This window comes from Halococcus hamelinensis 100A6 (assembly GCF_000336675.1).
Taxonomy (GTDB): domain Archaea; phylum Halobacteriota; class Halobacteria; order Halobacteriales; family Halococcaceae; genus Halococcus; species Halococcus hamelinensis.
In genome coordinates this window covers 22,521-40,258 of sequence record NZ_AOMB01000041.1, presented here as the reverse complement: position 1 = coordinate 40,258, position 17,738 = coordinate 22,521, and the positions used below count along the sequence as shown (strand labels likewise).

18 protein-coding genes and 1 pseudogene are annotated in these 17,738 nt (G+C 67.5%); 14 read left to right on the top strand and 5 right to left on the bottom strand.

What is annotated here, in order from left to right:
* Window position 1: 1 nt before the first annotated feature.
* Complete coding sequence (locus tag C447_RS14195; RefSeq protein WP_007695127.1) at window positions 2-487, top strand: hypothetical protein; 486 nt, start codon at window positions 2-4, stop codon at window positions 485-487.
* A gap of 86 nt (window positions 488-573) precedes the next feature.
* Window positions 574-1,530, top strand: a complete 957-nt coding sequence (locus C447_RS14190; RefSeq protein ID WP_049904537.1) for a sugar kinase — start codon at window positions 574-576, stop codon at window positions 1,528-1,530.
* 15 nt (window positions 1,531-1,545) lie between these two features.
* Here C447_RS14190 and C447_RS14185 read toward each other — a convergent pair whose 3' ends face one another.
* Window positions 1,546-2,505, bottom strand: a complete 960-nt coding sequence (locus tag C447_RS14185; protein ID WP_007695123.1) for a carbohydrate kinase family protein — start codon at window positions 2,503-2,505, stop codon at window positions 1,546-1,548.
* A gap of 312 nt (window positions 2,506-2,817) precedes the next feature.
* Between C447_RS14185 and rpl7ae the strand changes: the two genes are divergently transcribed.
* From rpl7ae to C447_RS14150, 7 genes and pseudogenes are all read left to right on the top strand, one after another.
* On the top strand, window positions 2,818-3,180 hold the full coding sequence (gene rpl7ae, locus C447_RS14180; RefSeq protein WP_007695122.1) for a 50S ribosomal protein L7Ae: 363 nt from the start codon (window positions 2,818-2,820) through the stop codon (window positions 3,178-3,180).
* A gap of 4 nt (window positions 3,181-3,184) precedes the next feature.
* Window positions 3,185-3,403 (top strand): 30S ribosomal protein S28e, encoded by a 219-nt coding sequence (locus C447_RS14175; RefSeq protein WP_007695120.1) that lies wholly within the window; start codon window positions 3,185-3,187, stop codon window positions 3,401-3,403.
* On the top strand, window positions 3,403-4,041 hold the full coding sequence (locus C447_RS14170; protein WP_007695117.1) for a 50S ribosomal protein L24e: 639 nt from the start codon (window positions 3,403-3,405) through the stop codon (window positions 4,039-4,041). The genes C447_RS14175 and C447_RS14170 overlap by 1 nt, the downstream gene beginning before the upstream one ends.
* Window positions 4,038-4,520 carry a nucleoside-diphosphate kinase gene (gene ndk, locus C447_RS14165; RefSeq protein ID WP_007695116.1) on the top strand — a complete coding sequence of 161 codons (483 nt, stop codon included), beginning with the start codon at window positions 4,038-4,040 and terminating at the stop codon, window positions 4,518-4,520. Before C447_RS14170 ends, ndk begins: the two co-directional genes overlap by 4 nt.
* A gap of 106 nt (window positions 4,521-4,626) precedes the next feature.
* Window positions 4,627-7,095: pseudogene (locus C447_RS19005) on the top strand (penicillin acylase family protein).
* Window positions 7,092-7,430 carry a hypothetical protein gene (locus C447_RS14155; protein ID WP_007695114.1) on the top strand — a complete coding sequence of 113 codons (339 nt, stop codon included), beginning with the start codon at window positions 7,092-7,094 and terminating at the stop codon, window positions 7,428-7,430. The pseudogene C447_RS19005 and the gene C447_RS14155 overlap by 4 nt, the downstream one beginning before the upstream one ends.
* A gap of 125 nt (window positions 7,431-7,555) precedes the next feature.
* A complete protein-coding gene (locus tag C447_RS14150) occupies window positions 7,556-9,076 on the top strand; it encodes an aldehyde dehydrogenase family protein (protein ID WP_007695112.1) in 1,521 nt (506 codons plus the stop codon).
* A 103-nt stretch (window positions 9,077-9,179) separates the two neighbouring features.
* On the opposite strand, the gene C447_RS14145 is transcribed toward C447_RS14150, so the two are convergent.
* The 3 genes from C447_RS14145 to C447_RS14140 form a co-directional block, all read right to left on the bottom strand.
* On the bottom strand, window positions 9,180-9,665 hold the full coding sequence (locus tag C447_RS14145; protein ID WP_007695111.1) for an Hsp20/alpha crystallin family protein: 486 nt from the start codon (window positions 9,663-9,665) through the stop codon (window positions 9,180-9,182).
* Window positions 9,662-9,820 (bottom strand): DUF7559 family protein, encoded by a 159-nt coding sequence (locus C447_RS18260; RefSeq protein WP_007695110.1) that lies wholly within the window; start codon window positions 9,818-9,820, stop codon window positions 9,662-9,664. The genes C447_RS14145 and C447_RS18260 overlap by 4 nt, the downstream gene beginning before the upstream one ends.
* A gap of 93 nt (window positions 9,821-9,913) precedes the next feature.
* On the bottom strand, window positions 9,914-10,438 hold the full coding sequence (locus C447_RS14140; RefSeq protein ID WP_007695109.1) for an HTH domain-containing protein: 525 nt from the start codon (window positions 10,436-10,438) through the stop codon (window positions 9,914-9,916).
* Between the two features lie 204 nt (window positions 10,439-10,642).
* On the opposite strand from C447_RS14140, the gene C447_RS14130 reads away from it, so the two are divergent.
* The 5 genes from C447_RS14130 to C447_RS14110 all read left to right on the top strand — a co-directional run bounded on the left by C447_RS14130 (window position 10,643) and on the right by C447_RS14110 (window position 15,867).
* Entirely contained in the window at window positions 10,643-11,017 is a 375-nt protein-coding gene (locus tag C447_RS14130) for a winged helix-turn-helix domain-containing protein (RefSeq protein ID WP_007695106.1), read from the top strand.
* Entirely contained in the window at window positions 11,014-11,355 is a 342-nt protein-coding gene (locus C447_RS14125; protein WP_007695104.1) for a DUF7521 family protein, read from the top strand. Before C447_RS14130 ends, C447_RS14125 begins: the two co-directional genes overlap by 4 nt.
* Before the next feature lie 180 nt (window positions 11,356-11,535).
* A complete protein-coding gene (locus C447_RS14120) occupies window positions 11,536-12,795 on the top strand; it encodes a S1C family serine protease (RefSeq protein ID WP_007695102.1) in 1,260 nt (419 codons plus the stop codon).
* A 347-nt stretch (window positions 12,796-13,142) separates the two neighbouring features.
* A complete protein-coding gene (locus C447_RS14115) occupies window positions 13,143-14,648 on the top strand; it encodes a flippase (RefSeq protein ID WP_007695100.1) in 1,506 nt (501 codons plus the stop codon).
* Between the two features lie 148 nt (window positions 14,649-14,796).
* Entirely contained in the window at window positions 14,797-15,867 is a 1,071-nt protein-coding gene (locus tag C447_RS14110) for a GNAT family N-acetyltransferase (protein ID WP_007695099.1), read from the top strand.
* A gap of 12 nt (window positions 15,868-15,879) precedes the next feature.
* Here the strand turns inward: C447_RS14110 and C447_RS14105 are convergent, their stop codons facing one another.
* Window positions 15,880-17,649 (bottom strand): asparagine synthase-related protein, encoded by a 1,770-nt coding sequence (locus C447_RS14105; RefSeq protein WP_007695097.1) that lies wholly within the window; start codon window positions 17,647-17,649, stop codon window positions 15,880-15,882.
* Between the last annotated feature and the right edge of the window lie 89 nt (window positions 17,650-17,738).

The following is a 17,738-nucleotide window of genomic DNA, read 5'->3' as shown; positions in this document are numbered from 1 at the left end:
CATGAGCGAACGTGGAACCGACCCGACCACCGAGCGGCGCAAGGCGGGACCGCGAGCCGTCCGAAAGGTCGGGGTCGAGCGATGGGTCGAGAACGTCTTCTTCGGGCTGGCGGAGGTCGCCGTGCTGGGTATTCCGGGGTTGCTAGCGCTGATGGCCGCACCGCAGAACGCCGCGGTGAAGTTCGCCGCGCTGGTCGGCGTCACGACCCTCACGCTGGCGATCGGGACGGTTCGGACCGGCCTCACGTCGTTCGACTGGCCGGCGGCGACGCCGGTGCTCTTCCTCGTCCGCCCCGTCTATCACAGCGTCACCGTCGTCGCGGTGGCGGCCGGCGGCGCGGCGGTCGACGTCGCCACGGGCTCGACGGTCGGGTCGCTCGTCGTCGCGGTCGGCCTCGCGCTCGGTGCCGTCCGGCTGTTTCCCCACATCGTGGCGGGACTGGAGAGACTGCTTCCGCAGTGGAACTGGGGACTGACACGGCGATAGCGGATTCCGACCCCCGGACTGATGAGGAGTGGTCGGTCGCCCGAACCCGGAACGCATACCACCACCCTGGGTAAACACCGACCATCATGTCATCCCGCGTGGTCACCCTCGGCGAGACGATGGTGCTCGTCTACCCGTCGACGACGGGCCCGATGAAACACGCCCACGAGTTCGAAAAGAGCCTCGCCGGTGCCGAGACCAACGTCGCCATCGGTCTCGCGCGGCTCGGCCACGACGTCGGCTGGTACTCGAAACTCGGTACCGACCCGCACGGCGAGTACCTCGAGTTCTTCGTCCGTGGCGAGGGCGTCGACACTACGACGGTGGAGTTCACCGACGAGGCACCGACGGGCATCATGTTCAAGGAGCGCCGTGAGTTCGGCGAACCCGCCGTCCACTACTACCGACACGGCTCCGCGGCGTCGCTGATGAGCCCCGACGACCTCCCCGTGGACTACCTGACGAACGCCGAGTACCTCCACCTCACCGGGATCACGCCCGCCCTCAGCGAGTCGTGTCGTGACGCCACGCTCCTGGCGGCCGAACGCGCCACCGAGGCGGGGATGACGGTCTCGTTCGACCCGAACGTTCGCCGGAAGCTCTGGGAGTCCGACGAACGGATGCGCGAGACCATGCTCGACCTCGTCTCGCTGTCGGACATCGTCCTCCCGGGTATCGAGGAGGGGGCCGCGCTGTTCGGAACGGACGACCCCGAGGCGATCGCGGCGGCGTGTCTCGACCACGGCGCGGGGACCGCGGTCGTCAAACTCGGCGCGGCCGGCGCGGTCGTCGCCGATGGCTCGACGACCGAACGGGTGTCGGGTTACGACGTCGAGCGCGTTGTCGACCCCGTCGGCGCGGGCGACGGCTTCGCCGCCGGCTTCCTCGCGAGTCGGATCGAAGGCCAAGGTCCGGTCGAAGCCACCGAGACGGCGAACGCGGTCGGCGCGTTCGCGACGACCGTCGCGGGCGACACCGAGGGCCTCCCGACGAGAAAGGAACTCGACGTCTTCGTCGGCGAGCGCGACGCGGTCCGCCGGTGAAGTGGACCCGACCAGCTACTCGTTTTCGACACGGAACTCGGCGACGGCGGCGCGGTCGGGGAGCGCGGTGCTCGCGCCGGCGTCGGTGGTCGTGAGCGCCGCGACCGCGTTGGCGAACCCGAGCACCTCGTCGAGCGGCTCGTCGTCGACCAGACCGGCGAGCACGCCCGCGAGGAAGGCATCGCCCGCGCCCGTGGTGTCGACAGCGCCGACCGCGTAGCCGGGGTGGGTCTCGTCGACGGCTCCCCAGGGTGCGTCGTGGCTCGAAACGGCGCGCGCGCCGGCGGACCCACGGGTCGCGAAGACGGTGTGCGGGCCGACCTCGAACAGCGAGTCCGTATCTACCGATCCCCCGTCGGCGAACCGGGTTCCGAGGAGGTCGTCGGCCGAGGTCTTGAGGACGTCGGTCAGCGAGAGCATCCGTTCGAGCACGGTCTCGAAGGTCGCTTCGTCGGCCCAGAGTTCGGGCCGGGTGTTGGGGTCGAAGACGACGGCACAGCCGTGGTCCCGCGCGCGCTCGACGAACTCGAAGAGGCGCGACCGTGCAGGTTCGTTCGCGAGCGCGACCCCGCCGAGGGCGACCCAGGAGGTCGAATCGAGGGCGTCGTCGTCCACGACGCCGGGGTCGATGTACTGGTCGGCGGTCTCGGTCCGATAGAAGGAGAACTCACGGTCGGCGGTCGCGTCGTGGGCGACGAACGCGAGCGTCGTCTGGTGGTCCGGGTCGCGGGTGACGAACCGTTGGGGGATCCCGTGACCCCGGAGGCCATCGACGAGGAACTCGCCGAACGCGTCCTCGGCGACGTTGGTGAGAAACCACGGCGAGCGGTCGAGCCGTGCGAGGCCGACCGCGACGTTCGCGGGCGCGCCACCCGCTCGCCGCGAGAAGGATTCGACGGTCGAGAGCGGTCCGGGCTGATCCGGGATGAAGTCGATCAGCGTCTCCCCGGCGACGAGAACGTCGGGTGTGGACATGATACGAAATCGATGTGGACGGGGGAGTTGAATCTACTCCCTCTACGAGTCGGCAGTGGGACCGCTCCCGATCCGCGATCCGACCCGTTCACCGGTCGCTGTCGTGCGCTCGGCTCACACGGTGTGGGCGGTTTGAAAGCGCTTTTATGCGGTGCTCCGCTACCGCAGTCTACAGCCTGCGCGGGGTTGTGAAGCTCCTAGCCTCTCAAGGATTCGCTCGCCGTCGAGCGGTTCTCGGCGAGCAGCCAAGGACCATCGCCGGTTCTTGCAACGGCGGGGGAGCCCGAACCCGCGCGCGGGAAGGACCAACCAATGTCAGTTTACGTTACCTACGACGTTCCGGCGGACCTCGAGGACGACGCCATCGAGGCGCTCGAGGTCGCTCGGGACACCGGCACCGTGAAGAAGGGCACGAACGAGACCACCAAGGCCATCGAGCGCGGCAACGCCTCGCTGGTCTACATCGCCGAGGACGTGAGCCCCGAGGAGATCGTGATGCATCTCCCCGAGCTCGCCGACGAGAAGGAGATCCCGTTCGTGTTCGTCGAGACCCAGGACGACGTCGGCCACGCGGCCGGCCTCGAAGTCGGCAGCGCCGCGGCGGCCATCGTGGACGCCGGCGATGCCGAGTCCGACGTCGAGGAGATCACCGGCAAGGTCGAGGACCTCCGATAGGACCATGAGCTCCGAAGGAACTGACTCCACGCCCGCCGAGGTCATCGAGGTCGTCGGTAAGACCGGGATGCACGGCGAGGCGATGCAGGTCAACTGTCGGATCCAGGCGGGCGAGAATCGCGGTCGGATCATCACGCGCAACTGTATCGGCCCGGTCCGCGAGGGCGACATCATCCAGCTCAAGGAGACCGCTCGCGAGGCCGACGCCATCGGGGGTCGCTGATGGTCGAGACGCGTTCGTGCGATTACTGCGGGTCGGACATCGAGCCCGGCACCGGCACGATGTACGTCCACGTCGACGGTCGCGTCGTCCACTTCTGTTCGTCGAAGTGCGAGAACAACGCCGAACTCGGTCGGGCCTCGCGCGACCTCGAGTGGACCGCCGAGGGACAGCGTATCGGGGCCAACCAGGCGGGCACCCCCGAGGCGGCCGAGCAGGTCGCGGCGGAGCCGACGACCGAGGGCGACGAGACCGTCGCGGACGAGATCGACACCGTCGAGGGCGAGTCCGACGCCGAGGCGGTCGCGGCGGCGGCGGTCGACACGGAGTCGGACGACGTGCCGACCGACGACCCCGACGAGGTCGTCGACGCCGGGGCCGAAACCGACGAACTCGACGAGGTCGAGGGTCGACGCGCCGGCGGCAGCGACCCCGACATCGAGGAGGACCAGGACGTCCCCGAGGAGAGCGACGCCGAGGTGAACGTCGGCGAGGAGACCGAGCGTGAGGTCGACGACGATGCCGAGTTCACCGAGGAGGACGTCGAACGCACCAGCGACGAGACCGTCTCCCAGGACGAGGCCGACGAAACGGTCGTCGACGAGGACCGCGAGGAAGCGGACGACGAGGACGACCAGTGAGCCACCACGACGAGCGGACGTTCGTGATGGCCAAACCCGACGCCGTCCAGCGCGGCGTCGTCGGCGAGATCGTCTCGCGGCTCGAAGGCAAGGGCCTCAAGATGGTCGCCGGGAAGTTCGTGCAGATCGACGAGGAGCTCGCCCACGAACACTACGGCGAGCACGAGGACAAGCCGTTCTTCGACGGCCTCGTCGAGTTCATCACGAGCGGGCCCGTCTTCGCGATGGTCTGGGAGGGCGCGGACGCCACCCGGCAGGTCCGGCGGATGATGGGCGCGACGGACGCCCAGGAGGCCCAGCCGGGCACGATCCGCGGCGACCTCGGCAACGACCTCGGCCACAACCTCATCCACGGGTCTGACCACGAGGACGAGGGCGCGAACGAGCGCGAGATCGACCTGTTCTTCGACGAGGACGAACTCGTCGACTGGGAGCAGGGCACCGCGACCTGGGTCTACGAAGACGCCGACGACCACTGAACGGACGACGTTCGTGGTCGGTCGGACCGCCTATTTTCGACGGATACGGTCGGTACGGCGGAGTCGCATCCACGCCGTTATATCCCGTAGACGACTCACGTAATCCATGAGTCGTGACCTCACACGCCGGGCGCTCGTCGGCGCGATCCTCGCCGGCGGAGCGGTCGGGACGGCCTTCTCCCCAGTGCGGGGCTACCTCGAACGGTTCGCCCCGCTCTCGGGATCGGCGTGGGAGGCGACCGAAGAAACGGATCGGACGGTCGAAAGCCCGTACGGGGCGGCCACGGTACGCTACGACGAGTACGGCGTGCCGAACGTCACGGGTGAAACCGAGGAGGCGCTCTACTTCGCGGTCGGGTACACCCAGGCGCGCGACCGGGGTTTCCAACTGGACCTCCAGCGCCGGCAGATGCGCGGCGAACTCTCGGCGGTGGTCGGGGACGCGACGCTCGATTCCGACGAGTTTCACGTCAAAATGGAGTTCGCGGGCGCGGCGCGGGCGAACTGGCAGCTCCTCGGCGAGACCCGTGCCGGCGCGCTCGTCGAAGCCTACACCACGGGCGTCAACCGAGTCCTGGCGAACGACCCGTCGGCGATCGAGTTCGGGCTGCTGGAGTACGACCCCGACCCGTGGACGCCGGTCGACACGATGCTGATGCAAAAGCAGATCGCCTGGAACCTCACGGGGAGTTTCCGCACCCTCCGGAAGGCGCTCGTCGCGAACCGACTCGGAAGGCGCGCGGCGAACGACCTCTATCCGAACCGATACGACTTCGACTCGCCGGTCATCCGGAACGGGAACGGTGGAGCGGGAAACCAAGCGAATCGGGGCTCGACGGGATCCCACGCCGTCGAGCCGGAGTTCGTCGAGTGGCTCGGCCAGTTCGAGTCCCCGTTGGGGGTCGGCTCGAACAACTGGGTCGTCTCNAGATGTGTATAAGAGACAGCCGTCGAGCCGGAGTTCGTCGAGTGGCTCGGCCAGTTCGAGTCCCCGTTGGGGGTCGGCTCGAACAACTGGGTCGTCTCGGGGGAGTACACGGAGAGCGGCGCGCCCATCGTGGCGAACGACCCGCACCTGAGTCTGATGGCCCCACCCGTCTGGTACGAGATGAACCTCCGAACCGACGACGTGAGCGTCCGCGGCGTGACGTTTCCGGGGGTGCCGTTCGTCGTCATCGGCGAGAACGACGCCGGCGCGTGGGGTTTCACCAACGCCGGCGCGGACGTGATCGACTTCTATCGCTACGACACCCGAAACGGCGAGTATCGGTACGAGGGAGGGTGGCGCGAGTTCGACACCGAACGGCGCGAGATCGCGGTCAGCGGCGGCGAGGACCGGCAGGTGACGGTGCGAAAGACCGTTCACGGGCCGGTGATCGAACGCGAGGGCCGGCAAGTCGGGGTGGCGTGGACCGGCCACACCGCGACCCGGACCACGCACGCGATCTACGAGTACAGCCGGTGTTCGGGGCTCGACGACATGCTGGCGGCGACGAAGCGCTTCGACTCGCCGACCCAGAGCCTCGTGTACGCCGACCGCGACGGCGACACCCTCTTCTACGTCACCGGGAAGATCCCGATCCGAACGGTCGACGGGGAGGAAGTTACGGGGGATCGGGTCTTCGATGGCTCGGCGGGCGAGGGCGAGTGGTCGGGATTCACCCCCTTCGGAACCTCGTCGTGGGAGGGGTTCGTCCCGTTCGACGAGAAGCCCCACGTCGTGAACCCCGACTACCTCGGGTCGGCGAACCAGCGGGTGGTCGACCGGCCGACCCACTACCTCGCGGAAGCCTACTCCGACCCCTATCGTGGTATCCGGATCTACGACCTGCTGGACCGGCGCGCGAACTCGGGAACGCCGATGGACCCGGCGTTCATGAAACGGATGCAACGCGACGCGCTCGACCTGCGTGCGAAGGCGCTCACCCCCGTTCTCGTTCGCGCCGCACGCAAGGCCGACGACACGGGCGATCTCACGGACTCCCTCGACGCGCTCGACGCGTGGGACTACCGGATGGAACGCGATTCGCTCGCCGCGCTCGTCTTCGTCCACTGGTTCGAGCGCTACCGCGACCTGACGTTCTCGCCCGCGTTCGAGCGCCACGGCCTCGACGAGTCCTACTACCCCGCCGACTGGGTGCTCCACCACCTCGACCCCGACAGCCGGTGGTTCGGCGACGAATCGCGGGACGAGGTGATGGTGCGCGCGCTCCGACGAGCCCTCGACGGGATCGAGGACGCGGGCGAGGGGACCTACGGCGATTACAACACCACCGACGCGATCGACCACCCGCTCGGGCTCGACTTCCTCGAATATCCGACGCGTCCGACGGACGGCTCGCGCGCGACGGTGAACAACTACGCCGTCGAGAACCCGACGGGGAGTAGCTGGCGGATGGTCGTCCCGATGGACGGGCCGTCGGCGGGCGTGCTCCCCGGCGGGAACTCGGGGAACTACTTCACGGACCACTACGACGACCAGCTCGGACGCTGGGCGGACGGCGAGTACAAACCGATGACGCTGGAGATACGGGGCACACCCACGATATCCTTCGAGCGCGGGAGTGACCGGTGAGCCTCACGGGCCGCGTTCGTGAGTTCCGTACCGACGAACGACTGCGATGGGCGACGATGGTCGTCGCCATCCTCGTGGGACTGGTTGCCGCCGCCCTCCACTGGGCCGGGCTGTTCCTCGGCGGTGCCCTCGTGGGGCTCGCCGCCGAGACCCGAAAACGTGCGCTGCTCGCGGGGCTTGGATTCGGTGTCTTGGTCTGGGTCGTCTTCGCGGCGACACTCCTCGCGAGCGGCGACCTCGGGCAGTACCTCGCGATGGGCCAGATCACCGTCGTCGGCCTCGCGATTCCGGTGACGACGGCGACGTTCGCGACGCTCGTGCGCTGGCTGCTGTAGAACTCGATCCGCTTCCGTCGGTCCCATCGTGGGTGGGCACAAACGGCAAAAGCAAGCGGGCCGAAGGGCCGGCCATCGGTCCGACGGACGCCCACTGCGCCCGGACGGACGCCGAGTGTACCACCATGTCATCCGAAACCCGGTCCATCGACGACAGCCGCGACGCGATTCGGGAGCGCCACGCAGACGCCCGCGAGGAGCTCGTCCCCGACGACCCCGCCCGCCACTACATCGGCGGCGAGTGGGTCGAGAGCGCCTCGGGCGAGACGTTCGAGACCCGCGACCCGACGACGGGTGAAGTGCTCGCGGAAGCCCAGGCCGGCACCGGCGAGGACATCGACCGCGCGGTCGAGGCGGCCTGGGCGGCCTACGACTCGGAGTGGTCGGGGGCCGACCCCACGAAACGCCAGCGCGTGCTGACCGGGATCGCCGACCGAATCGAGGAACACCGAAGCGACCTCGCGACGCTCGAAACCCTCGACAACGGTAAGCCGATCCGGGAGGCGCGGGCCGACGTCGCGCTGGTGGCCGACCAGTTTCGCTACTTCGCGGGCGCGGTCCGCACCCACGGCGGCGAGACGGTCCCCACCGACGACCGGAAGACCATCCAGACGATCCGCGAGCCCTACGGTGTCGTCGGCGCGGTCGTGCCGTGGAACTTCCCGCTCCTGATCGCAGCCTGGAAGCTCGCGCCGGCGCTCGCGGCCGGGAACTGTGTCGTGCTCAAACCCGCCGAGGAGACGCCGCTCTCGGTTCTCGAACTCGTGCGGCTCGTCGACGACGTCCTCCCCGACGGCGTGGTCAACGTCGTGACGGGCTACGGCGCGGAGGCCGGCGCGCCGCTCACCGAGCACCCCGAGGTCCGAAAGGTCTCCTTCACCGGATCGACGGCGGTCGGCCGTGAGGTCATGAAGGCCGCCGCCGAGAACATCACCGACGTCACCCTCGAACTCGGGGGGAAGAGCCCGGTCGTCGTGTTCCCCGACGCCGACATCGAGCAGGCGGTACGGGTGATGATGCTCGCGATGTTCTACAACACCGGCGAGTGTTGTACCGCCGGCACCCGTCTGTTCGTCCACGAGGAGGTCTACGAGGAGTTCATGGACGCGTTCGTCGAGAGCGCACAGGGACTTCAGATGGGCGACCCGCTCTCGAAGGACACTCGTCTGGGGCCGAAGGTCTCGGAAGAACAGGTCGAGCGCACGCTGTCGTACGTCGAGCAGGCCCGCGAGGACGGCGCGCGGGTCGTCACCGGCGGCGGCCAGCCCGAGGACGAGGCGCTCGCGGACGGCTGTTTCGTGGTGCCCACCGTGATCGACGAGATCGACCACGACTCCGACCCCGTCCAAGAGGAGATCTTCGGCCCGGTCGAGGAGGTCTTCGCGTGGTCGGACTACGACGAGATGATCGAGCGAGCGAACGACGTCGAGTACGGCCTCGCGGCGGGGGTCATCACCCAGGACCTCTCGAAGGCGAACCGAACGGCCCGCGACATCGAGGCGGGCAACATCTGGGTCAACCAGTACAACGACTTCCCGGCGGGTCAGCCCTTCGGCGGCTACAAACACTCCGGCATCGGCCGCGAGCAGGCGAAGGAGACCCTCGATCACTACTCCCAGACGAAGACGATCAACATGCGCCTCTAACTGTCGAGCCCGTGCTCGTCCGGACGGACCGACAGTGGTGTCGGAAAAATCTCAGCTCGAACGACTGTAACCCGCGTGAGAGCGGTCGATCGGTAGAATCGTATCAGTTCCCGTCTGGATCGTAGGCGTCGGGGTCGTCGGTTCCCTCGTCGGGGTCGATCGGGTCCGGTTCGTCGACGGGTTCGTCGGTCGGGATCCGGACCGGGCCGTCGTCTGGGTCGTCGACCTTGGGGATCTCGATCCGGAGGACCCCGGTATCGGTGAGTTTGGCGCTGGCTCCGGCGGGATCGACGGTCACGCCGGTGGGGAGGTCGACGTGGCCGTCGAGGGTCATCCCGCGACCGGGAAAGCGCATCTCGAAGCCCTCGCGGTGCTCGCGGGTGCGGTCGATACGGACGTGGACGGTTCCCTCGGCGAACCTGACCTGGACGTCGTCGATGTCGACGTCCGGCGCGTCGAAGACGACGAGGTAGGCGTCGTCGCTTTCGAGCAGGTCGTTCGGCAACGGATGGCGTTCCTGGGCGCGTCCCGCGAGGCGACCCGCACGACCGACGAGGGCGTCGCCGAACGCCTCGATCTCCCGCCTCATAGCTCGATGGCTTCGAGGCAGTCGGTCCCCCCGCAGTACGGACACTGGAAGTCCTCGACGCCCACGTCGTCGGGCATGTCGTAGGTGTAGTGCAGCTCGAACATGTCCATCTCGCAATCGTCGTCGGCACAGACGACTTCCAGGGTTGCAGGCATGGCCGCTCGTAGGGACGCGCGTCGTATCAACCCCTGGGTTTTCACGCACTCGACGCCACTCGTCGTGATGACCAGCGAGCCGGCACGGCGGATCTACTGGTCGACGGGGGCTTCCATGGTTTCCGTATTGATGATCAGTTTGTTGTCCGCGTTCACGACGCCGTCTATCGTTCCCGTGATGGCGAGGTTCGATTTCGGCGTCGGGCCGACGGTGATCGAATCGCCCTCGTGGAAGTCGCGCACCGAGCCCTGCAGACGGATCTCGGCCCGGCACTTCTCGGGGTGGTGGACGCTCATCAGGTTGATCTCCTGGATGACCTGCTCCTCGATCGGGTTGCCGTTGTGGCCGAGCGGGACGGATTCGGCCTCGTCCATCTCCTCGATGTCGAGCGCGTTGTACGCGTTCGCCGTCGGCTTGTAGCCACCCTTCGGCCCCGGAACCCCCTCGACCAGCTGGAGGGCTTTCAGGCTCTGCATCTGGTTGCGTATCGTGCCCGGGTTTCGGTCTATCTGCTCTGCGATCGTCTCGCCCTTGACCGCGTCCTCGGTGTCCCGATAGAGGTCGACGAGCTCCTGGAGGATCGTCTTCTGGCTCTCGGTGAGTTCGATCGATGACATGCGTACGCCAACGAATCTACGGCGGTTAAATCTGGTGGACGAAAACGTGAAAATCCTCTGCCAAGGGGTTAGATGGAAGATTCTCCGCGATGTGTTCGAGCCGAACCGTTGTTCGTTCGCCATCGTTTCCGGGCCGGCTTACGGCGACCACGGGAACGAGGAGCCCATGACCAGTTTTTTCGTCCGACCGCCGTTGGTCCACGTGTGAGCGAAGAGCGCGACCCCGACGTCGTCTTCGAGGCCCTCTGTAGCAACCACGCTCGCGAGATCCTCGTGGCCGCCGAGGACGAACCCCGGTCCGCTCGGAGCCTCGCCGAACGGTGTGGAACCTCGTTGCCGACGGTCTATCGCCGGGTCAACGCGCTCGTCGAACAGGACCTCCTCGAAGAGGTCGTCCGGGTCGCCGACGACGGCAACCACTACACGCTCTACGTCTCGAACCTCGAAACGATCCGGCTCGACGTCGAACGAACCGGCTTCAGCGCGACCGTCCGGCTCAAACGCGACATCGTCGACCGGTTCGGCGCGTTCTGGCGCGACCTCGGCGACCGTCCCGAGGAGGTCGGCCGAACGCGATGACACTGGCCACGACCGTCACGACCGCTCTCGTTCGACTGCGCCAACCGACGGAGTTCTGGACGACCCTCTCGGCCAGCGTCCTCGTCCTCCTCGTCGGCGGTGTGCTCGCGGCGATCAGCTATCTGGCCTATCGACGCGAACGCGACCGCTCGTTCCAGCTCGCGGCGCTCGGCTTCGGGCTCGTGGCCACCGGCAACGTCGTCATCGTGGTCTACCAGGTCGGGATCAAGGGCTCGTTCCTCCTCGGCGGCCTCGAACTCCTCAGGATACAGACCCTCAGCGGCGTGCTCGTCGTCCTCGGGCTCCTGTCGTTGCTCTACTCGTTGTACCGGTACTGACCCGTTCGTCACTCTCGAATCGGGGTGTCTTCAACGCGTGAAACCACGGCCGGGGCCTTTATTCGACGCGTTCCAACGGTCGGGCGTAATGGAACGAACCGGTCGACGGACGCGACGGACGACACTCGGAACCGGTCCGCTGGGATCTATCGAGGGAACGACGGCGACGGCGGGGGAGCGATGAGCGAAGGCCCCAGCCGACGGGAGTACCTCGGCGGGGTGGGGGCGGTCCTCGCGGCCGGTCTCGCGGGCTGTTCGAACGCGCTCGGCGATACCGAGGGCACCGCCACCGGCAACGAAACGACGGCGAACGCGACTCCCACGACGAACACGACGACGAACGCCACGCGGTCCGCGGACGGGACGCCCAGCCCCTACACGCGTGTCTATCGGAACACGATCCAGTCGGTGGTGCTGATCGACGCGACCACCCCGGCGGGGCCCGCCACGGGGTCGGGGTTCGTCTACCGGAACGGCTACGTGGTGACGAACGAGCACGTCGTGAGCGAGGCCTCGTCGGTCCGGGTGCGGTTCGCGGAGGGGGGCTGGCGCTCGGCGTCGGTCGTCGGGACCGACGTTTCGAGCGACCTCGCGGTGCTCGAGGTCACGAACAAGCCGGGGTACGCGACCGCGCTCCCGCTCGTCGAGGAGCAACCCCCGATCGGCACCGAGGTGGTGGCGATCGGCAACCCGTACGGGCGCTTCGACGGCTCGGCGTCGACCGGGATCGTGAGCGGCGTCAACCGGTCGATCCCCGCCCAGAACGGCTACACCATCCCGGACGCGGTCCAGACCGACGCGGCGGTGAACCCGGGGAACTCGGGCGGCCCGCTGATGGACCTCGACTCGCGGGTGGTCGGCGTGATCAACTCCGGCGGCGGCGAGAACATCGCCTTCGCGATCTCGGCGGCGCTCGTCGAGCGGGTCGTCCCCNTCGGCGTGATCAACTCCGGCGGCGGCGAGAACATCGCCTTCGCGATCTCGGCGGCGCTCGTCGAGCGGGTCGTCCCCGCGCTCATCGAGGACGGGACGTACGCCCACGCGTATCTCGGCGTCGCCTCCGCGACGATGACGCCGTCGCTGGCCGAGGCCAACGGTCTCGACCGCACCCGCGGCGTCTACGTCGACGCGGTCTCGCGCGACGGACCGGCCGCCGGCGTTCTCCGGGGAACCCAGGACCGACGACGAGTCGAGGGCGGCGCGGTCCCGACGGGCGGTGACGTGATCGTCGGCGTCGGTGGCACCGGGATCGACACCCGCCAAGAACTCTCCTCGTATCTCGCGCTCAACGCCTCGCCCGGCGAGACGGTGCCCGTCACCGTCCGCCGAAACGGGAACCGACGGACCCTCGATGTCACCCTCGGAGAACGGCCCGAACGCGAAGGGGCCGGCGTCGCCGCGGGCGAACCGACCACACCCGGCGGGACACCCACTGGCTGACGGTTCGACCGCCTCGCGTGCCACTTCTGTGGGTCGGCAGGGAGTTCAGGAAACCCTCACGACGGCAGGATTTCGGATCACGCGACGGCGATACCGTCGAAACGGTCGTGAGGGCGGATCGTCCGTGTACACTCGCGTCGGTTCGTACTGGTTCCATCGTGGCCGCTATCGCTACCGAGATGTCCGTTCTCGTGTGATCCGTGGTCGTAACGAAACCCTCTCACCACACCCGCGTGGATGAATCAAGGCTGATAAGTCCGAGCCCGTAAAACGGAGGCTCGAAAGGGTCTCCCTTGTCTAACTCTACCACCACCGACCTCTCGAGTCTGGCTTCGAGCGCGAGCCTCATGCTCATCGGCGGGATACTGGGTTCTTCCTCGAAGCTCGTCGAGCGCATCGTCATCTCGCGGGTTCTCGACCCGGGGGTCTACGGGGAGGTCGCGCTGGGCCTCTCCGTGCTCGCGTTGAGTACCACGCTCACCGTTCTCGGCCTGAACCAGGGCATCGCCCGGTACATGTCCCGCTTCGACGACGAACAGGACGTGCGCGGGCTCTGGGTGACCGGGCTGGTGCTGGCGGTCGGGGTCTCGCTCGTCTTCACCGGCGTCCTCCTCCTCAACGGACGGACGATCGTCGGCCTCATCTACGACACGCCGGACTCACAGGCGCTCCTCAACCTGTTCATCCTCGCGATCCCCTTCAACGTCGGTTTCTACATGGCGGTCGGGGCGATCAGGGGCTTCGAGAACACGATCTATCGGACCTACAGCCAGGACCTCTTCTACAACGGCTTTCGCTTCTTCCTCATCGTCGCGCTGCTGGTCGCCGGCGTCGGCGTGATGGCCGTCGGCTACGCGTACCTGGCCGCCGCGATGGCGACGGTCGTCGTCGCCCACTTCTTCCTGAATCGGCTCCTCCCGCTCCGGGGCGGGGTCAATCTCTACCCCCGCCAGCTCCTCACCTTCTCGATCCCGCTGGTCCTCGCCTCGATGGTCTCGAAGATCCTCGGCGAGGTCGACACACTCATGCTCGGGTACTTCGAGACCACGACCGTCGTGGGGCTCTACGACCCCGCCTACCAGCTCGCCTCCGGTCTCCCGGTGATCCTGAGTTCGTTCGGCTTCCTGTACCTCCCGCTCACCTCCCGGCTCGACTCCGAGGAGAGCTACGACGAGATAAACGAGATCTACAAGGTCACGACGAAGTGGCTCTTCATCGCCGGTTTCCCCCTCTACCTGCTGTTCGTCTCGTTCCCGTACGACACCGTCTCGCTGGTCTTCAGCACGGAGTACGCGGGCGGTAGCGACGCCCTCTGGCTCCTGGCGACGGGGTTCTTCATCAGCGCGGCTGTCGGTCGGGCCCAGGACACCCTCGCGGCGATCGGCTACACCCGGATCATCCTCGCGGTCAACACCGTCGCCGCCGTCCTCAACATCGTGCTCAACGCCGTCCTGATACCCGCGTTCGGGCTGATGGGTGCCGCGACGGCGACAGCCGTCTCGTTCGTCGCCCTCAACGTCATCGCGTTCGTCGTGCTCTGGTACACCCACGGCATCACGCCGTTCTCGAAGTGGACGGTCCGGACCTACGTGCTCCTCCCGGGCATACTGGTCCCGACGATGGTGTTCGTCTCGCAGTACCTCACGCTGACCATCGTCGTCTTCCCGGTGGTGGTCGTCGCGTGCGTCGTCTCGACGGTCGTGGTCGCGGCGCTCACGGGCTGTCTCCAGGCCGAGGACACCATCCCGCTCGAACTGGTCGAGGACAAGCTCCCGATAACGATCCCGTTCGTCCGACGATACATCCCCGAGGGGGACTCGGAGCTCACCGCCCAGTTGGACGACTCGGAGTGAGCCGTCCCCGAACGGTCTCGGTGAACACCGAACCCGACCACGTCTCAGAACGATGATTAGCCGGGCCCGCGTTGGGACACTCGATGGACGACCCAGTGCCCGGTGAGCGCCGGTTCGAACGGAGCCAACGACGCCGGCCGACCGACGAATGAGCGACGCGTATCGGGTCCGGCCGTACGAACCGACCGACGAAGACAGCGTTCGCGCCCTCTACGAAACCGTGAGCGGCCACAGGCCGGACCCGGAGTGGTTCGAGTGGAAGTTCGCCCGGACCCCCTACTCCGAGGCGGTCCCGATGTTCGTCGCCGAACACCGAACCGAGATCGTCGGGGTCCGTCCGTACCAAGTCGTCCCCCTGTCCGCGGGTGAGACGGCTCTCCGGGCCGGCTACTTCCAGAACATGATGTTGCATCCGGCCCATCGCGGCGAAGGGCTGTTCAGCCGGCTGAACCGGCGGACGATCGACCACCTCGACGGGCGCGTCTCGCTCCTGTTCTGCCTGACGAACGAGAACTCGCGACCGATCTACGCCCACTGGGGCTGGCACGAGGTGACGACCGCACGGATGTACTATCGCGTCCAGAACCCCGCCGCGCCGCTCTCGGTGTTCCGCGACGACCGGGTCACACGAGCCCTCGGACGGCTCGGAGGTGGTCTCGCTCGCGGCTACCTCGCCGCCTGTGACCAGCTCGTCCGGCGCGCTTCCGACGTTCGAATCCAGCACGAGTCGGGGGTTCCCGCCGCGACGGTGGCCTCGCTGTACCGTCGTCACGTCCCCGACGCACTCCACGTCAGCGGCGACGAGCCCTACTACGAGTGGCGATACGACAGCCCTCGATGGTCGACCGCGACCCATCTCGCGACGCGCGACGGCGACCCCATTGGCGCTGTCGTCACCCGGACGCGGACGGCCTTCGGCACGAGGATAACCCACATCGCGGACGTGCTCCCCATGACCGACATCGAGGAACCCGCGCTCGGCGCGCTGCTCGCACGGACGCTCGACCGGCAGGCGAACAGCGACGTCGTCGTGGCGACGGAGACGAGCCTCCCGCGCACCCTGCTCCTGAAAAGCGGCTTCGTCCCGGACGACCTGCCGCTGCTGCGTCGGTTTCGCACCGGCTACGTGTTGTTCGTGACGGCGCTCGACGACACCGCCGTCGCGTTCGAGAACGCGGACGACTGGGCCCTGCCGCTCGCCGTGCGGGATACGAGCTGATCGGGGTGGTCCTCAGTCGAGGTGGCGCTGGAACCAGCACTCGAGGGTCGTGATCGCCGCGAGCGAGGTCGTCATGTGGTTGGCCTCGCCGCGGAGGTGTTCGCCTCGGAGCCGGCGTATCTCGTCGGCGTCGAACCACGGCCGCTCGCAGGCCCCCCGGAGGAGGTCGTCGATGCGTTCGCGCAACCCCTCGTGCTCGCGATACCAGATGTCGGGTTCGTGGGCCCCGCCGTAGGCGACCTTCGAGCGGAGTCGGGCGGTGCCGGTCTTGAGGACGAAACCGGCGAGATGGGCCAGGAAGGGTCGACGTGGGCTGAGTCCCGTCCGTTCGTAGGGGATCCGGTCCAGCCCGTTGTCGAGCTCGCGTGCGAGTTCGTGTTTCGGTCGCGTCATCCCGTACGGGATCGCCCCGTCGGTGAGCGGAAACGTCCCCATCCGGTACTCCTGGGGCAGCGCTGCGGTGTGTTCGAGGAAGTCCTTGTTGACGAACGGTACCCGTGTCCCGGCCTGGCTCCGTGGCACCGTGTTGCTCGCGAGGGTCATTCGCGAGTAGTAGTTGGCGTAGTGGACGTCGAGCATCCGTCCCCGCTGTGTCGTCTCGTCGCTCTCGGCGACCGTCTCCTCGAAGGTCCGGAGCGGGTCGGCATCGATGGTCAGGAGGGACTGGACGGTGTCGGTATCGACCATCTGTTCGCTTCGCATCAGCCCCTCGACCGCCGAGTCGTACTCGGTGAAGTTGTATCGGCGGGGGTGCTGGCCGACCAGTTCGCCCTGTCCCGACGCTTCGAGGAGGACGTTCGCCGGCTTGCCATCGAGGTTGAATATCGTCGAGAGGTTGAGCAGCGACGACCACCGGAGCATCCCGTCGGTGAGGTCGACGCTCGTCTCGAAGACGTCGAGGAAGCGCTCGGGCGTCATCACGAGCTCCTCGACCTCGACGTCGAGCTGTGTGGCCACCTGCCGGGCGAGCGCCGGGTTGCCGCCACCCCGTGGGTTCGCATCGTAGGTGTAGGCGACGAGCGAATCGAACGTACGGCCGGCGTTCCGTGCCAGCCCGTCCGCCAGCGTTCGGCTGTCGAGCCCACCGGAGAGCCACAGCCCGGCCGTATCGCCGAAGGTCGAGGAGGTATCGTCGATCGCCTCCCGGTACCGGGTCTTCAGTTCGGGGATGTATCCCCGGCGCGGCGCGCTCTCGAAGTCGGGCTTCCAGTACCGTTCGGTCCGTATCTCCCCGTCGGCGTACTCGAGCACCGTCGCCGGTGGAAGCGCCTTTATCTCGTCGATGAGCGTTCGGTCCCCCCAGAGGTTCCCCAGAAGGAGCATGTCGCTTATCGCCTGCTCGTCGACGGTCGGGTCGTCGAGTTGGGTCAGGAGCGTACTGAGCGACGAGCCGAACAGCGCCCGGTCCTCGGCGTAATAACACGGCCGCGTACCGAGCTTGTCGGTCGCGACCAGGACCCGGTCGGTCTCCCCCCGGGTATCGAGGCAGACGACGGCGAACGACCCGTCGAGGTCGGCGAGCGTCGCCGGGGCATCGAGCAGCCGGTCGAACGCCTCGGCCGGTCGGTCACGACCGGTTATCCCGCCGTAGACGATACCCATGCGGCCGCCGCCCCGCCAGGTGGTGTGGCCGAGCGGGTCGTGCTCCCCGTGGTGAGCGAACCCGACCCCGTGTGTCCCGCTCTCGAAGAACTCGTGTTCGTACCACGGTTCGTGGTGCATCCCGTCGGCCAGTCGTCGAAGCGGTTGCCCGGTGACCGCCCCACCGACGAACCCGGTCATGGAGACACCCGCGGCCCGGTTCTCTCACTCGTCTTTAGTGTCATTCTCAATAGGGGTGTCGCGTAGTAGCATTCGTCTCCACAGTGAAC

Bases quoted from the DNA above. Each gene is read 5' to 3' on its own strand.
- C447_RS14195 (WP_007695127.1), top strand. From the start codon at position 2: ATGAGCGAACGTGGAACCGACCCGACCACCGAGCGGCGCAAGGCGGGA.
- C447_RS14190 (WP_049904537.1), top strand. From the start codon at position 574: ATGTCATCCCGCGTGGTCACCCTCGGCGAGACGATGGTGCTCGTCTAC.
- C447_RS14185 (WP_007695123.1), bottom strand. From the start codon at position 2,505: ATGTCCACACCCGACGTTCTCGTCGCCGGGGAGACGCTGATCGACTTC.
- rpl7ae (WP_007695122.1), top strand. From the start codon at position 2,818: ATGTCAGTTTACGTTACCTACGACGTTCCGGCGGACCTCGAGGACGAC.
- C447_RS14175 (WP_007695120.1), top strand. From the start codon at position 3,185: ATGAGCTCCGAAGGAACTGACTCCACGCCCGCCGAGGTCATCGAGGTC.
- C447_RS14170 (WP_007695117.1), top strand. From the start codon at position 3,403: ATGGTCGAGACGCGTTCGTGCGATTACTGCGGGTCGGACATCGAGCCC.
- C447_RS14150 (WP_007695112.1), top strand. From the start codon at position 7,556: ATGTCATCCGAAACCCGGTCCATCGACGACAGCCGCGACGCGATTCGG.
- C447_RS14145 (WP_007695111.1), bottom strand. From the start codon at position 9,665: ATGAGGCGGGAGATCGAGGCGTTCGGCGACGCCCTCGTCGGTCGTGCG.
- C447_RS18260 (WP_007695110.1), bottom strand. From the start codon at position 9,820: ATGCCTGCAACCCTGGAAGTCGTCTGTGCCGACGACGATTGCGAGATG.
- C447_RS14140 (WP_007695109.1), bottom strand. From the start codon at position 10,438: ATGTCATCGATCGAACTCACCGAGAGCCAGAAGACGATCCTCCAGGAG.
- C447_RS14125 (WP_007695104.1), top strand. From the start codon at position 11,014: ATGACACTGGCCACGACCGTCACGACCGCTCTCGTTCGACTGCGCCAA.
- C447_RS14115 (WP_007695100.1), top strand. From the start codon at position 13,143: ATGCTCATCGGCGGGATACTGGGTTCTTCCTCGAAGCTCGTCGAGCGC.
- C447_RS14110 (WP_007695099.1), top strand. From the start codon at position 14,797: ATGAGCGACGCGTATCGGGTCCGGCCGTACGAACCGACCGACGAAGAC.
- C447_RS14105 (WP_007695097.1), bottom strand. From the start codon at position 17,649: ATGACCGGGTTCGTCGGTGGGGCGGTCACCGGGCAACCGCTTCGACGA.